The 15,162-nt window shown below is 68.5% G+C and carries 14 protein-coding genes and 1 tRNA gene; 10 read left to right on the top strand and 5 right to left on the bottom strand.

The features are described 5' to 3' along the window. Positions 1 to 173: 173 nt before the first annotated feature. Genes AC07PR_RS25675 through AC07PR_RS25685 form a run of 3 tightly spaced genes read left to right on the top strand, consistent with a single transcriptional unit; the run spans position 174 to position 2,318 of the window. Complete coding sequence (locus tag AC07PR_RS25675; RefSeq protein ID WP_377159628.1) at positions 174 to 524, top strand: GntR family transcriptional regulator; 351 nt, start codon at positions 174 to 176, stop codon at positions 522 to 524. Beyond that, positions 521 to 1,393 carry an ABC transporter ATP-binding protein gene (locus tag AC07PR_RS25680; RefSeq protein WP_377159630.1) on the top strand — a complete coding sequence of 291 codons (873 nt, stop codon included), beginning with the start codon at positions 521 to 523 and terminating at the stop codon, positions 1,391 to 1,393. Before AC07PR_RS25675 ends, AC07PR_RS25680 begins: the two co-directional genes overlap by 4 nt. Before the next feature lie 25 nt (positions 1,394 to 1,418). Then, on the top strand, positions 1,419 to 2,318 hold the full coding sequence (locus tag AC07PR_RS25685; RefSeq protein WP_377159632.1) for a hypothetical protein: 900 nt from the start codon (positions 1,419 to 1,421) through the stop codon (positions 2,316 to 2,318). 33 nt (positions 2,319 to 2,351) lie between these two features. On the opposite strand, the gene AC07PR_RS25690 is transcribed toward AC07PR_RS25685, so the two are convergent. The 4 genes from AC07PR_RS25690 to AC07PR_RS25705 all read right to left on the bottom strand — a co-directional run bounded on the left by AC07PR_RS25690 (position 2,352) and on the right by AC07PR_RS25705 (position 4,091). After that, a complete protein-coding gene (locus AC07PR_RS25690; RefSeq protein WP_483108018.1) occupies positions 2,352 to 2,930 on the bottom strand; it encodes an NnrU family protein in 579 nt (192 codons plus the stop codon). 67 nt (positions 2,931 to 2,997) lie between these two features. Then, entirely contained in the window at positions 2,998 to 3,252 is a 255-nt protein-coding gene (locus AC07PR_RS25695; RefSeq protein ID WP_495136986.1) for a hypothetical protein, read from the bottom strand. A 37-nt stretch (positions 3,253 to 3,289) separates the two neighbouring features. Further along, on the bottom strand, positions 3,290 to 3,424 hold the full coding sequence (locus AC07PR_RS25700; RefSeq protein ID WP_483108016.1) for a hypothetical protein: 135 nt from the start codon (positions 3,422 to 3,424) through the stop codon (positions 3,290 to 3,292). Positions 3,425 to 3,593: 169 nt separating this feature from the next. After that, positions 3,594 to 4,091, bottom strand: coding sequence for an Lrp/AsnC family transcriptional regulator (locus AC07PR_RS25705; RefSeq protein WP_495136987.1), 498 nt, complete (start codon positions 4,089 to 4,091; stop codon positions 3,594 to 3,596). A gap of 197 nt (positions 4,092 to 4,288) precedes the next feature. Between AC07PR_RS25705 and AC07PR_RS25710 the strand changes: the two genes are divergently transcribed. The 6 genes from AC07PR_RS25710 (at position 4,289) to AC07PR_RS25735 (ending at position 10,921) form a co-directional block, all read left to right on the top strand. Continuing rightward, entirely contained in the window at positions 4,289 to 5,383 is a 1,095-nt protein-coding gene (locus tag AC07PR_RS25710; RefSeq protein WP_495136988.1) for a saccharopine dehydrogenase family protein, read from the top strand. 60 nt (positions 5,384 to 5,443) lie between these two features. Next, entirely contained in the window at positions 5,444 to 6,949 is a 1,506-nt protein-coding gene (gene amaB / locus AC07PR_RS25715; RefSeq protein WP_495136989.1) for an L-piperidine-6-carboxylate dehydrogenase, read from the top strand. Next, the gene (locus tag AC07PR_RS25720) at positions 6,942 to 8,027 is read left to right on the top strand and encodes a 2-oxoadipate dioxygenase/decarboxylase family protein (RefSeq protein ID WP_377159644.1); all 1,086 of its coding nucleotides are present in this window, start codon (positions 6,942 to 6,944) and stop codon (positions 8,025 to 8,027) included. Before amaB ends, AC07PR_RS25720 begins: the two co-directional genes overlap by 8 nt. Beyond that, positions 8,021 to 9,442: an FAD-binding oxidoreductase gene (locus AC07PR_RS25725; protein WP_495136990.1), complete on the top strand. Its 1,422-nt coding sequence runs from the start codon at positions 8,021 to 8,023 to the stop codon at positions 9,440 to 9,442. The genes AC07PR_RS25720 and AC07PR_RS25725 overlap by 7 nt, the downstream gene beginning before the upstream one ends. A gap of 81 nt (positions 9,443 to 9,523) precedes the next feature. Then, positions 9,524 to 9,608, top strand: a tRNA-Leu gene (locus AC07PR_RS25730). Between the two features lie 236 nt (positions 9,609 to 9,844). Then, positions 9,845 to 10,921, top strand: a complete 1,077-nt coding sequence (locus AC07PR_RS25735) for a LacI family DNA-binding transcriptional regulator (protein ID WP_377159648.1) — start codon at positions 9,845 to 9,847, stop codon at positions 10,919 to 10,921. 39 nt (positions 10,922 to 10,960) lie between these two features. Here the strand turns inward: AC07PR_RS25735 and AC07PR_RS25740 are convergent, their stop codons facing one another. Then, a complete protein-coding gene (locus AC07PR_RS25740) occupies positions 10,961 to 12,514 on the bottom strand; it encodes a tryptophan halogenase family protein (protein WP_495136991.1) in 1,554 nt (517 codons plus the stop codon). 180 nt (positions 12,515 to 12,694) lie between these two features. On the opposite strand from AC07PR_RS25740, the gene AC07PR_RS25745 reads away from it, so the two are divergent. Next, the gene (locus tag AC07PR_RS25745) at positions 12,695 to 15,139 is read left to right on the top strand and encodes a TonB-dependent receptor (protein ID WP_495136992.1); all 2,445 of its coding nucleotides are present in this window, start codon (positions 12,695 to 12,697) and stop codon (positions 15,137 to 15,139) included. Positions 15,140 to 15,162 lie beyond the last annotated feature (23 nt).

The following is a 15,162-nucleotide window of genomic DNA, read 5'->3' on the forward strand; positions in this document are numbered from 1 at the left end:
GCTCCTGCAGGGGCAGGCTCCCATGGCGCTCGATGACAGCGACAAGCTGGCCGGGCAGCCTCCCGCTTCATCCCCCCCTTTCTGCAGTCTGTCGCCCCCCGCTAGGGGAGAACGGGGGCGCTTGATATGGTGTGCTACATCAGCAACACACCGGCGCTTCCGCGCCTCGCGTCATGCACAGCTGGAACGATCAAGCGCCGATCTATCAGCAGCTCGCCGACCGACTGGCGTCGCAGCTGCTCGACGGCGATCCCCCCGAAGGCGAAGCGCTGCCATCCGTGCGCACGCTCGCCAGTCAGTACCTCATCAACCCGCTGACCGTCAGCCGCGCGCTGCAGGCCCTCGTCGACGAGGGCCTCGTCGAGAGCCGCCGCGGCCTGGGCATGTACGTCCGCGACGGCGCCCGCATCCGCTTGCTGCATACCGAGCGCGAGCAGTTCCTCCAGGAGGAATGGCCCCGGTTGCGGGAGAAACTTCGCCGCCTGGGCCTCCGGCCCCAGGACCTGAATTGGGAGGACGCATGAAGACGCTCATCGAGGCCAGCCACCTGAGCCTGAACTACGGTCGCAAGGCCGCGCTGCAGGACCTGACCTTCACCATCCCCGCCGGCCGCGTCGTCGGACTGCTCGGCCACAACGGCGCCGGCAAGACCACGCTGATGAAGACCCTCGTCGGCCTGAAGCGCGCCGAAGGCGAGCTCCGCGTGCTCGGCCTGGATCCGCATGCGGACCGCGCCCAGCTCCTGACCTCGCTCTGCTACATCCCCGACGTGGCCGTGCTGCCGCGCTGGGCCAAGGTCTCCGAGCTGATCCGGCTGATGGCCGGCCTGCAGCCCGCGTTCTCCGCCGACCGCGCCCGGCAACTGCTCAAGCGCACCTCGGTCACCGAGAACGACAAGGTCAAGCAGCTCTCCAAGGGCATGGTCACGCAGCTGCACCTGGCGCTGATCGCGGCCATCGACGCGAAGCTGATGATCCTCGACGAGCCGACGCTCGGCCTGGACGTGATGTCGCGCAAGAGCTTCTACGAGATGCTCATCGACGAGTGGTGCGACGGCGAGCGCTCGGTGCTCATCTCCACCCACCAGGTCGAGGAGGTCGAGACCCTGCTGTCCGACGTGCTGATGCTCGACGAGGGCAAGCTGGTGCTGAACATCTCGCTGGCGGAGATGGACGAGCGCTTCGTCGCGCTGTCCCATGACCCCGACGCCGCCGAGCTGGTCGCCGCCAACCATCCGCTGCTGCGCTACCGCGTCCAGGGCCGGCCCGCCGCGCTCTTCGACGGCGTGCCGCCCGATGCCGTCGCGCATCTGGGCCAGCGCGTGCGCCCCAGCCTGGTCGACCTGTTCATGGCGCTGACCCGCAAGCCCGAGCGCCAGGCCACCGAAGCCTGATAGCCCCTCTACCAAGGACCCTCCCATGACGCTCTTCAACACGCTGCTGCTGCGCGAGTGGCTGCAATACAAGCGGGCCTGGATCGGCCTGGTGCTGGCGCCCGTGCTGGTGCTGCTGGCGCTGGTGCCGTTCAGCCAGGTGGATGGCATCGACGTGCCGAGCCCCGAGCCGGTGGCGCTGATCGCCGGCCTGCTGACCGTCGGCCTGGTGCTGGCGCTGGCCCTGGCCGTGTCCGTCTACCAGCTGATGGGCCTGGCCCGCCGCGACCAGCAGGACCGCTCGATCGAGTTCTGGTCCTCGCTGCCCGGCAGCCATGCGGCCAGCATCGGCGCGCCGATCGTTGCCCACGGCATCCTGGTGCCCGTCGTCGCCACGCTGCTGGCCCTGGTCGGCGGCGCGATCGTCGGGTCGGCGATGGCGTTCAAGGAATTCGGCCTGGCCGCGCTGCAGCAGACGCAGTGGTCGGCGCTCTTTGCGGCCACCTTGTGGCTCGGGCTGCGGCTGGCCGTCGGGCTGGTACTCGCCGCGCTCTGGCTCTCGCCGATCGTGCTCGCGCTGATGGCGGCCTCGGCCTGGCTCAAGCGCTGGGGCGCGCCGCTGCTCGTCATCGCGGTCGCGGCCTTCCTCAACATCTACAAGAACGAAACCGCCGCCGAGGTGCTGCGCAACGCGCTGATCACGCAGGTCGCCGGGGTCGGCGCATCGCTGGTCCAGACCGGGACCAGGCTGGTGATCGACTCGGACCGCGAGGGGCATCTCAACATGCAGGACTTCTTCGACATGCTCTACCGCTTCCCGGACTACGCCCGGGAGGGGCTGCCGCAGGTGCTGCAAGCCGCTTGGCATCCGCAGTTCGTCGGCGGTCTGGTGATCGCGGGCCTGTGCTTCTGGCTGCTGGTCCTGCAGCGCAAGCGCAGCCTCTGAGCAGACAGGAAGCGCCCGCCCAGGGCGCTTCCTTCATCCCATCGTCGGGAAGGGACTGACGCCGATGATCAGCCGGTGCAGCCCCATGACGAGCGCGATCCAGGCGACCACGCCGATCGCGACCGAGATCGCCGTCCCCGTGGCGGTCCCCGCGGGCGGCGGCGGAGCGCCACGGCGCCGGGCCGATCGGAAGTCCAGGATCGCCCAGGCCAGGAAGGCGCCGAACAGCACGAGGTCCGCGACGGTGTTGTTGGCCAGCAGGTGACCGAAGGCCCACAGCTTCACGGACAGCAGCATCGGGTGATGCAGCTTCGCCTTGATGTGGTTGCGGGGCACCTGCGAGGCCGCCAGCAGGATCAGCGAGGGCAGCATCAGCAGCCCGGCCAGATGGTTCATGCCGCGAGGCGTCGCCCACAGCGGGTGCGGATCGAGCCGCGCCTGCCCGTAGCCCCAGATGATCAGCAGCAGGCCGATCACGGAGAGGGCGGTGTAGCTGAGCTTCCAGCGTTTCTCGCCCCAGGCGGCGAGGCGGGCGTCGCGCCAGGCCGGCGCGACGATGCGGACCGAATGCGGCCCGAGGAAGAGGATCAGTCCGAGGATGAGTGCCCACATGGTGAAGTCGCTCCTTTGCGGCGCGGACTATGCGCCTGCCGGGAGGACATCACCAGTGCCTGGCGGATCAAGAGACCCTTGTCGCGGACAGCTGGAATGCGGGAGAAGCCGGCGTCGTGGCGGCCGGCTCTCCGGTCGGGGCCTGGACCTGGCGCAGATCGCCTTCGGCATGGTCGAGCCACGCCATGGCCGCCAGCAGGGCCAGCACCGCGACGGCGATGCCGATCGCGGGCAGCAGCAGGCGCCGCCAGCGGTGGGCGGCAATGGGCGGCTGCGCGGGCACCGGCGGTGCGGCGCCGTGGAGACGGGCAGGGGCTTTCATGGCGGAACTCCGGTGGACGTGGAGGTCGCCGCGGCGCTCAGGGGAGCACGGCGCCGAGACCCCACAGCAGCGACGGATAGACCGCGCCCCAGGCCACCGCGAGGATCGCGAGGGCCTTCATGCCGACGAAGATCGGCGGGACGTACTTGGCGGTGACGGTGGGCTTCGACATGGTGCGCTCCTTGAGCTGGCGACTCATGAATTGCAAACGGCGTGCCAGCTCGGCGCGTTGACGGGCGCGGGCGTCGAAAACATGACGTTACTCACGCATCACGAGACCGACATGGTCCGCGCGGCCGGGCTCACGCGCGCTTCACGCCGCGAGCTTCCCGCGGCGAGCGTCACGCGCTCCGGTCCACCCGGAGCGCCAGCAGCACCGAGGTGTGCGTCTTGATCACGCCCTCGATGTCGCCGATCTCGTCGAGCAGCGCATCCAGTCGCGCCGTGCTGTCGGCGCGCAGCGTGGCCATGTAGTCGAACTCGCCGCTGACCGACGCGAGCTGGCGCAACTCGGGCAGTCGCGAGAGTCGCTTCACCACCTCGCGCCCGGCGCGGGGCTGCACCGTGATGCCGACGAAGGCCTGTACGCCGCGCTCGACCGCCTCGCCGCCCAGACGCACCGTGTAGCCGGCGATCAACCCCTCGGCCTCCAGGCGCGCCAGCCGCGCCACCACGGTGGTGCGGGCCACGCCCAACTTGCGTGCAAGGTCGGCGGTGCTTTCCCGCGCATTCGCCTGCAGCAGCGCGATCAGGTCGCGGTCGGTCCGGTCGCGCAGGGTCGCGGGCGACGAGGGGAGCGATTCGGACGCCGGCTCGGGCGCGGTCTTCCTGGCATTCATGGGCGGGGCCTTCGACAGGCTGTGACGGAGTGCTCGGGATAAACCCTCGTTTTCGCCGGAATGAATGATTCGGCTGACGAATCGTCAGTATCGACCTGTTTTCCGTCGAACTCGTGCTTTCTTTCGTCAGCGGAGGTTCCGACACTGCCCGCATCGCATCTGAAACCTCATCCGCACAGGATCACAAGGAGTACGACATGAAAGTGGCACTGCTGGGCGCCGGACACATCGGCCAGACCATCGCGCGACTGCTGCAGGGCAGCGGTGACTATCAGGTCACCGTGATGGACAAGAACGCCGGCGCGCTGAAGCTGCTGGCCGGCCAGGGCCTCGCGACGAAGACCGTCGACACGGAGGACAAGGCCCAGCTCGCCGCCGCGCTGCGCGGCAACGACGTGGTCGTGAACGCGCTGCCGTACCATCTGGCCATCACCGCCGCGCACATGGCGCTGGAAGCCGGCTGCCACTACTTCGACCTGACCGAGGACGTGGCCGCGACCAAGGAGATCAAGCGCATCGCCGAAGGCGCGAAGACCGCCTTCATGCCGCAATGCGGCCTGGCGCCGGGCTTCATCGGCATCGTCGCGCACCACCTGGCCAAGCGCTTCGACTCGCTGAGCGACGTCAAGATGCGCGTCGGCGCGCTGCCCGCGTTCCCGACCAATGCGCTGAAGTACAACCTGACCTGGTCGGTCGACGGCCTGATCAACGAGTACTGCCATCCCTGCGAGGCGATCCACGACGGCGCCCTGATCGCCGCGCTGCCGCTGGAAGGCCTGGAGCACTTCTCGCTGGACGGCACGGAGTACGAGGCCTTCAACACCTCCGGCGGCCTGGGCACGCTGTGCGAGACCTGGGAGAACAAGGTCCGCAACCTGGACTACAAGACCGTCCGTTATCCGGGGCATCGCGACCTGATGATGTTCCTGCTGGACGACCTGGCGCTGAAGAACGACCAGGAGAAGCTCAAGGACATCATGCGCAAGAGCATGCCCGCGACGATGCAGGACGTGGTGCTTGTGTTCGTGACCGTGTCGGGCATGAAGAACGGCGTGCTGATGCAGGAAGTCTTCGCCCGCAAGATCTTCGCGGAGCGCGACGGCGTGCAGCCGCTGTCGGCGATCCAGATCACCACCGCCGCCGGCATCTGCGCCGCGGTCGACCTGTTCCGCGAAGGCAAGCTGCCGCAGTCGGGCTTCGTCCGTCAGGAAGAAGTGGCGCTGCCCGATTTCCTCGCGAATCGCTTCGGCAAGGCGTATCAGCAGTCGCGTCAGGTTGAATCGATTGGTTGATCGATCGATTCGATCGGCTCATCGCACGACCCGCCTGAACGGCTGAAGGAGAATTCCCCGATGACTTCCACCACCACCGACTTGCTGGCCGCCCTGGGCGTGCCGGCCGCCGCCGTCACCGGCGGCTCCATGACCGTCCGCAGCCCGATCGACGGCGCCGTGATCGGCGCGGTCCACGAGGCCAAGGCCGCCGACATGACCGCCGCGATCGCGAACGCGCAGCAGGCCTTCCTGGCCTGGCGCACCGTGCCGGCGCCCAAGCGCGGCGAACTCGTGCGCCTGTTCGGCGAGGAGCTGCGCGCCAACAAGGCGGCACTGGCCCGCCTGGTCTCGCTGGAAGCCGGCAAGGTGACCAGCGAAGGCGAAGGCGAAGTGCAGGAGATGATCGACATCTGCGACTTCGCCGTCGGCCTGTCGCGTCAGCTGCACGGCCTGACGATCGCCAGCGAACGTCCCGGCCACCGCATGATGGAGCAGTACCTGCCGCTGGGCGTGGTGGGCATCATCTCGGCGTTCAACTTCCCCGTCGCGGTGTGGGCCTGGAACTCGGCGCTCGCGCTGGTCTGCGGCGACACCTGCGTCTGGAAGCCCAGCGAGAAGACCCCGCTGACGGCGCTCGCCACGCAGGCGCTGTTCGAGAAGGCCGTCGCCCGTTATGAAGGCGCGCCGAAGTTCCTGTCGCAGGTCCTGATCGGCGGCGCCGGTGTCGGCGAAGCGATGGTCGACGATGCGCGCGTGGCGCTGGTCTCCGCGACCGGCTCGACGCGCATGGGCCGCGCGGTCGGCCCGCGCGTCGCGGCGCGTTTCGGCCGCTGCCTGCTGGAGCTGGGCGGCAACAACGCCATCGTCGTCACGCCGAGCGCGGACCTGGACCTCGCCGTGCGCGGCATCCTGTTCGGCGCCTACGGCACGGCCGGCCAGCGTTGCACGACGACCCGCCGCGTGATCGCGCATGAAGCGATCCATGACGAGCTCGTCGCCCGCCTGGACCGCGCCCGCGCGCAGCTCAAGATCGGCAGCCCGGTCGAGCCCGGCAACCTCATTGGCCCGCTGATCGACAAGGCCGCCTTCGACGCGATGCAATCGGCCCTGGCCGCCGCGCGTGAACAAGGCGGCGAGGTCAGCGGCGGCGAACGCGCGTTGGCGTCCCAGTATCCGGAGGCGTTCTACGCGGTGCCGGCGCTGGTCCGCATGCCGGCGCAGTCGGCCATCGTGAAGCACGAGACCTTCGCCCCCATCCTGTACACGCTGAAGTACCAGACGCTGGACGAGGCGATCGCGCTGCAGAACGACGTGCCGCAGGGCCTGTCCTCGGCGATCTTCACCAACGACATCCGGGAAGCCGAAACCTTCGTCAGCGCCAGCGGGTCCGATTGCGGCATCGCCAACGTGAACATCGGCACCTCGGGCGCGGAGATCGGTGGCGCCTTCGGCGGCGAGAAGGAGACCGGCGGCGGCCGCGAATCCGGCTCGGACGCGTGGAAGGCCTACATGCGCCGCACGACCAACACGGTCAACTATTCGCGCGAGCTGCCGCTGGCGCAGGGTGTGAAGTTCGATGTCTGATCTGACGGCGGAATTGAAGGCCCGCGTGGCCGAAGCCGCCGGCAGCGGCGTCTTCCAGGTGTTGAGAGCCGCGCTCGGCGAAGAGGCGGCCTCCGCCGCCTTCGCCCGCGTGCAGGTGGTGCCGGGCCTGCGGCGTCCCGCGGGCGAGCGCGTGTCGCGCGCCGAGCTGGCGCAGGCGCTGAACATGGCGCTCTTCCTCGACGTCACCGATCGCGTGCCGATGGCCGCGGCCTACGTGGCCGACCTGCAGCGTGACGGGCAACAGCTGGTCTTCGACCACGGCGCGCTGCGCACGGTGGCGTGGCCGTCCGGCGCGCTGCCGCCGGGCGAGGCCGCGATCACGCGCGTGCTGCGTCCGCTGGGCTTCACGATGGCGGCGACGTATCCGCTGCCGCGCCTGAAGATGACCGGCCGCGCCTGGCGCCACGCCGACTTCCCCGAGGACATCGCGCAGTTCTTCGTCTCGGAGCTGCATCCGGAGCGCTTCTCCGGCAGTTTCCAGGGCGCGGTGACGCGGGTGCTGGCGACGTCGCAGGATCCGCTGACACCGGGCGATCTGGCGCTGCTGGAACAGCTCGCGCGCGACGGCGATCTGCCGACGGCGTCCGCGGTGGCGCTCCTTCCCCAGCTGGTCGGCTGCTTCGCGCGGCAGCATGCGCTGTTCGAGGCGGACGACTACCAGGTGCTGCTCGCCGAGTCGGCCGAGATGGCCTGGATTGCGACCGAAGGCAACGCCTTCAACCACGCGACCGATCGCGTGGCCGACATCGAGTCGGTGGTTGCGGCGCAGCGCGCGCTCGACCGGCCGGTGAAGGACGCGATCGAGACCTCCGCGACCGGGCGCGTGCGCCAGACCGCGTTCAAGGCGGCGCGCGTGATGCGCGAGTTCCTCGATCGCGGCCAGCGCGTGATGCTCGAAGTGCCGGGCAGTTTCCACGAATTCATCCAGCGCGCGCCGCTCGATGAGTCCGGTGCGCTGGACCTGGCCTTCGACGCGGGCAACGCGACCGGCATCTTCAAGATGACGGCGGGCGCGGCCAAGGACGCCGACACGACGGGCGAGGCCGCGGCGTGCTGAGCTTCCAGGCCGGCGGCTTCCTGGCGGAGGCCATCGCCGTCTGCGGCGAAGCATTCGTCCAGGTGGGCGCGGACATCGAGCCGCGCTTCCTGCAACCGGCGCGTTATGCCGCGGGGCGGGCCGCCGCGCTCGTGCGTCCGGGCAGTCGCGACGAGGCGGCGCGCGTGCTGGCGCTCGCGGCCGCTTGCGGGCTTCGTGTGGTGGTGCAGGGCGCGCACACCGGGCTGGTCCGCGCGGGCACGCCGGATGATGCGCACGGCGAGGTGCTGCTCAGCACCGAGCGGCTGCGCGAGGTCTTCGAACTCGACCTGCTCGATCGCACGCTGCGCGTGTCGTCGGGCTTCCGGCTGTCGGAGATCAACGAGCGTCTTGAGCCGCACGGCCTGTGGTTCCCCGTCGACCTCAGCGCCGATCCGTCAATCGGCGGCATGGTCGCTCACAACACCGGCGGCACGCGGATGCTGCGCTACGGTGACGTGCGCGCCAACACGCTGGCACTGGAGGTCGTGCTGGCGGAGCCGGCGGGTCAGGTCTTGCGTCTGGGGCAGGGGCTGCAGAAGGACAACTCGGCGCTGGCGTTGGGCCAGCTCTTCATCGGCTCGTCCGGCAGCCTGGGGCTGGTCAGCGAGGTGACGATCAAGCTCGCGCCCTTGCCGCGCCAGCGGGCCGTGGCGCTGGTGGCGCCGGCATCGCTGGCCGAGGTGTTCCCGCTGTACGCCGACGTGATGCAGCGTTGGGGCGGGCTGGTCTCGGCCTTCGAAGGCATCAGCCGCGCGGCGCTCGAGGCCGGGTTGCATGGCCAGGATGGCGCGCGCTGGTTCGAAGGGCAACTGCCGGACTACGCCATGCTGATCGAACTCAGCAGCGAGCTGCCGGCGGATCAACTTGCGCTCGACGGACTGCTGCAGGGCTGGCTCGAGGGCGAGTTCGAATCCGGACGGGTGCGCGATGCCGTGCTCGATGCCGACGAGGCGATCTGGGGACTGCGCCATCGCATCAGCGAAGGACTGCGGGTGCAGGGCAAGGTGATCGGGCTCGATCTCTCGCTGCCGCGCAAGCACTTCATGGCGTTCCGCGAGCGCGGGGCGGCGTGGCTGGCCGAGCGCTTCCCGCAGGTCCGGCTGGCCGACTTCGGCCACCTGGGCGATGGCGGGATGCACTTCAACATGGTGTGGCCGGCGACGGCCGGCGCGCTCACGCCGGAGCAAGAAATGACCCTGCGCGAGGGCCTGTACGCGCTGATCGCGGAGCTGGGTGGATCGATCAGTGCGGAGCATGGGGTCGGGCCTCAACTGCAGGCGGCGTATCGGGCGCATTGGGAGCGGGTGGAGCCGGGGATGCTGGATTGGGCGAGGAGAGTACAGGTGTTGTGGGATCCGCACGCCCGTCTTGGAAAAGTGAGTTGGGGTGGTTGAATCGCTTGTCAGTGTTCAAAACCATGCTAAAGTCCGATTCCTCGCTGCAACGGAAGTTGTGACGGGGAAGAAATCCTGAAAGCCCAGGTGGCGGAATTGGTAGACGCACTAGTTTCAGGTACTAGCGGGTAACTCCGTGGAGGTTCGAGTCCTCTCCTGGGCACCAAATCTGAAAAGCCGGCTTCTAGCCGGCTTTTCTCATTCTGAGGCCCAGGAAGTGATGTCCGGGGGACATCACGGGAGGACTCGAATGGTTTGGACCGTGAGGTCCAAACCGGGGTCGCGCTTGCGTGGCCGAGTCCTCTCCTGCGGGGTCGGCGAGCGGTGCTGAGGTGCTCCGGGGCTCCCCTCCCACGCTGACCGTTTCCCTATGGCAAAGTCGGGCGAGCCTTCCGGACCCATATGCCGCCACGTAAACCCGCCACCATCATCGACGTTGCCCGAGAAGCGGGGGTCTCCATCAAGACGGTATCCCGGGTCCTGAATCAGGAGCCCGGCGTCCACACGGAAACCCGCGAGGCGGTCCTGAAGGTCGTCGCCGACCTCAAATATCGCCCGAAGCAATCCGCCCGCAGCCTCGCCGGCGGCCGCTCCTTCCTGATCGGCCTGCTGTACTACGACCCGTCCGCGGCCTTCGTCGGCGGTGTCCAGCAAGGCGCGACGCTGCGCTGCCGCGAGGCCGGCTACCACCTGGTCGTCGAGTCCCTCCACAACGACGCGCCCGACCTCGCGATGCAGGTCGACCGCATGGTCTCCGCGCTGCGCCCCGACGGCATGATCCTCACGCCCCCGCTGTGCGACCACCCCCAGGTCCTGGCCGCCTTGCGCGAGAGCCAGACCCCTTGCGTGCTGATCTCCCCCGCCGCCGACCAGCCCGACCACCCGAGCGTCCGCATGGACGACGTCCACGCCGCCGAGGAGATCACCAACCTGCTGATCAGCCTGGGTCACACCCGCATCGCGATCATCAAGGGGGCGAAGGAGCAGGTCGCTTCCAAGCGCCGGTACCAGGGCTACCTGTCCGCGTTGAAGGCGCACAAGCTGCCGCTGGACAAGGACCTGGTGGTGCAGGGCGACTTCACCTTCGACGCCGGTGTCGAGGCCGCCTATCAGCTGCTGAGCCGTCGCCAGCGTCCGACCGCGGTTTTTGCGAGCAACGACGACATGGCGCTGGGCGTGCTCGCCGCGGCGCAGCGCCTCGGCTTGGCGGTGCCGGGCGATCTCTCGATCGCCGGCTTCGACGACACACCCGCCGCCGCGCGCGTGTGGCCGCCCTTGACGACGGTGCGCCAGCCGATGGACGACATGGCGCGCGTCGCCGTGGACCTGCTGATCGGCGCGCCGCGCGATGCCGAGCCGGATGCGGAAGCCGACGAGGCCGCCAAGCCCCGGCACCGCGTCCTGCCGCATGAACTGGTCGTGCGCGACTCCACCGCGGTGCTCGGCACAACCACCGCGCCGCGCCTCAAGAAGCCCTGAGCGCTTCGAGCGCCCGAGCCCTGTCGTCGCGACGAGGCGTCAGGCGGCCCGCCGCCCCGTCCGCGCGAGGAGCTGCTCGATCAACACCCGATGCGGCGGCAGATCCCGCAGCGCATGCGCGCCGAGTTGCGCGATCGTCGCGAACTCCCGCCGGGCCTCCTCGCTGCGCATCAGCGCGGCGGCGCCGGTCCCGAGCTGGGTCTCGAATTCCATCCCGTAGAGCACGTACTGCCAGCTCGCCGGCAGGTACATCTCGACGTCGGTGATGAAGTCCAGCCGCTGCGGCGGCCGGCAGCGCCACATCGCGAGCTTCTCCTTCAGCGAATCCGTGAACGACGCCGGATCCGCGTTGTCGCGCCAGAACGCGGTGTCCGTGCGCCGCGTCAGTCCGTAATGCAGCTTGATGAAGTCGACGATCCGCGCGTAGCGTTCCTTCATGAACGCGTTGAAGTGCTTCGCCACCGGCGCCGTGTCGCCGTTGAACGGGAACAGCTGCCCGATCAGATAGGCCGCCGTCTCGATGAGCCCGATGCCCGACGACTCCAACGGCTCCAGGAAGCCACCCGACAGGCCGACCGCCACGCAGTTCTTCACCCACTGCGTCTCGCGGTAGCCGATGTTGAGCGCGAGCTTGCGCGGCGTCAGCGCGTCCGACGCCGGGCCGATGTAGCGCCGCAGCGCGCGTTCCGCCTCGTCGTCGTCGCAGTACCGGCTGCTGTAGACGTGACCGATCCCGCGGCGTTCCTGCAGCCCGATGTCCCAGATCCAGCCGTGGTCCTGCGCGCTGGCGATCGTGTACGACGCGATCGGCGCATCGGGCTTCGCATACGGCACCTGCATCGCGAGCGCGCTGTCGACGAACAGCACGTCGCTCATCGACTTGAACGGTGAACCCAGCGCCTCGCCGATCAACCGCGCGCGGAAGCCGCTGCAATCGACATAGAGCCCGGCCGTCAGCGTGCCGGCCTCCTTCGTGTGCACCGCGGCGATCGCGCCCTGTTCATCAAGGTCCACGCGATCCACCGTCGCGATCACGCGCTTCACGCCGAGCGCCTGCCCGTGCTCCGCCAGCAGCGCGGCGAAGCGCCCCGCGTCGAAGTGATACGCATAGTTCAGCGGCCCGAGGAAGTCCCCGTCGCTCGCGCGTTTCGGTCCATGCCGGGCATCGGCCACCGCCTTCTGCAAGGTCACCGCCTCCGCGAACGCGCGCCCCTCGCCGGCCTCGCCCATCAGCCAGTACGGCAGCAGTTCCGGCGCGCCGGGGCGCTGGCTCGGCTGGCTGAACGGATGGAAGTAGTGATCGGCGCCGGGCGTCCCCGGCGGCCGCACCCAATGCTCGAAACGGATGCCCTGCTTGTACGTCGCCGAACAGGCCTCGAGGAATTCCGCCTCGGCGATGCCGATCGCCGACAGCGTGCCGCGGATCGACGGGAAGGTCCCTTCGCCCACGCCGATGATGCCGATGTCGCTGGACTCCACCAGCGTGATGCGGACGCCGCCGTGCGTGGTGCCGAGCTGTCGCGCGAGGAACGCGGCGGTCAGCCAGCCGGCCGTGCCGCCGCCGACGATGAGGATGTCCTGGATGGGCTGCATGCGCTTGTCTCCTGATGTTGTGGGGCGCGGTCCGATCTACGGGTAAATGATAGTGAGCAAAATGACAACGATGTCAATCGACCCGTTGACAGCGTTGTCATGCGTTGCCTACGATGCACTCAAATTACAAGAACAAGACCCGGAACAGAGCTTCGTATCGAAAGCCCACCAGGAGACAACATGACTGACCGCCTCATCCGCCGGCCGCGCCTCGGCCTGTCCACGCCTGTCCAGATCGCGGTCCTCGCGCTGATGGCCGGCGCCGCCCACGCCCAATCGACCGAAGCTCCCGCGCCTGCGCCGCAGGCCGAAAGCAGCAGCTCCGCGTCCTCGACCGACGCCAAGGAGAACAAGGCGCTGCCGCAGGTCGTCGTCACGGCGACCAAGCGCAGCACCTCGCTGCAGAAGACCCCGATCGCGGTGACCGCGATCAGCGCGTCGACCATCGACGACGCCCACGTCAAGAGCATGCTTGACGTGTTCAACCTCGTGCCCAGCATGCAGGGCACCGGGCAGGGCGACCACGGCATCGTGAGCATCACGCTGCGCGGCATCGGCAACGACTCCGCCAAGACCGAGTACGCCGACCCCGAGGTCGCGCTGTTCGTCGACGGCGTCTTCGCGCCGCGGCCCGAGGGCGCCGCGACCATGCTGTTCGACCTCGACGGCATCGAAGTGCTGCGCGGCCCGCAGGGCACGCTGTGGGGACGCAACTCCACCGTCGGCACGATCAACATGAAGACGGCCAAGCCGGTGTTGAAGGACAACACCGGCTACGTCGAGCTCGGCACCGGCAGCTACAACCGCCTGGGCGCGAAGGGCGCGATCAACATCCCGCTGGGCGACACGCTCGCCGCGCGCGTGGCCTTCATCCACGAGCAGCACGACGGCTACGTCGACTACCAGAAGCCCACGCAGTACACGCTGGCGCAGCAGCAGGCGGCGTACAACGCGGGCAACACGGGCGGCACCTTCCCGCCGTTCCAGCCGATCAACTACAACCTGTTCACCACCGGCGGACCGAAGTACAACGCGCAGGACCAGACCGCCGCGCGCCTGAGCTTCCTTTGGCAGCCGATCAAGGCCTTCCGCTGGGACGTGTCGGTCGAGCAGTTCGCCGACCGTGGCACGCCGGCGATGAGCCTGATGCAGACGCCGCGCGAAGGCCAGAAGTTCTGGTCCGCGCTGATCGACACGGCGCCGTCGCTCAAGCGCGACTCCACGTCGATCCGCAGCCGCGCCGAGTACGACATGGGCGGCATGTCGCTGGCCTACGTCGCGGGCTACACGCACTTCAAGGGCTCGGGCACCTACGACCAGGACCTCGGCGTGCAGATGCCGACCAGCTTCACGACCGGCGCCAACCACCAGGAAGACAACACCGTCTGGACCAGCTACCGCAGCCAGAGCCATGAGCTGACGCTGCAGAGCACGCAGAAGCAGACCATCGACTGGGTGCTGGGCCTGTACTACGCGGCCGAGGACAACGGCATCCGCTTCGACATCCCGATCATGAACGGGACGCAGCAGGGCACGGTGAGCTGGCAGGGCTCGTTCATCCAGCCCAAGGAGACGGTCGATTCGAAGGCCGCCTTCGGCCAGGCGACCTGGAACTTGACCGACGCGTTCCACCTGACCGGCGGCCTGCGCTACACGCACGACGACCGCAAGAACATCGGCGGCCGCGGCTGGACCTGGGCATACAACGCGGCGGCGCCGCAGATCCCGCTCAATCCGACGATCGATCCCACCGATCCGGCCAACGGCTACCAGGCCGGCAACATCAACGACGCGCACTACAAGGGCAGCAAGACCACCTGGCTGGCGCGCGCGACCTACGACATCGACAAGAACTCGATGGCCTACGGCAGCGTGTCCACCGGCTACAAGTCCGGCGGCACCGGCGACGGCGGCCTGCCCTACGGTCCGGAGACGCTCACCAACTACGAGGTCGGCTACAAGACTTCGCTGCTGGACGGCCGCATGACCTTCAACGTCAGCGCGTACCACATGAAGTTCAAGGACTTCCAGTTCAGCGCGCCGGTGATCGTCAACGGCAACCGCCAGTTCGCGTACTCCAACGCGGAGGGCGCGAAGGTGTCCGGTCTCGAGCTCGAGACCGCCTGGATGATCACCAACGACGACAAGCTGATGCTGTCGGCCTCGTACACGAAGACCAAGCTCGGCGCGCTGGTGGCCGCGTCCAACGACTACCAGTTGCCGACCTGCTTCGACCCGACGCTGGGCGGCACCTGCCTGAACGTCACCGGCAACGAGCTGCCGCACGCGCCGAAGGTGGCGATCCAGCTGATGTACGAACACGTCTTCCCGCTCGCCAACGGCGATCAGGTCGCGCCGCGCATCAGCTACCACTACCAGTCGGCCAACTGGCTGTCGGTGTTCAACCTGGGCGAGGGCGATCGGCAGAAAGCCTATTCGACGGCGGACATCAGCGTCCGCTACACGTCGAAGAAGAACTGGTACGTCGACGGCTTCGTGCGCAACGTCTCGGACGAGAAGATCAAGACCAGCGCCGGCAGCGCGGTCAGCTTCGCCAATCCGGTCTGGACCGCGCAGTACGCGGCGCCTCGCACCTTCGGCGTGAACGCGGGCTACAACTTCTGAGCGCTGTGCCGACTGTCCACCTG

This window comes from Roseateles sp. GW821-FHT09H11 (assembly GCF_059415845.1).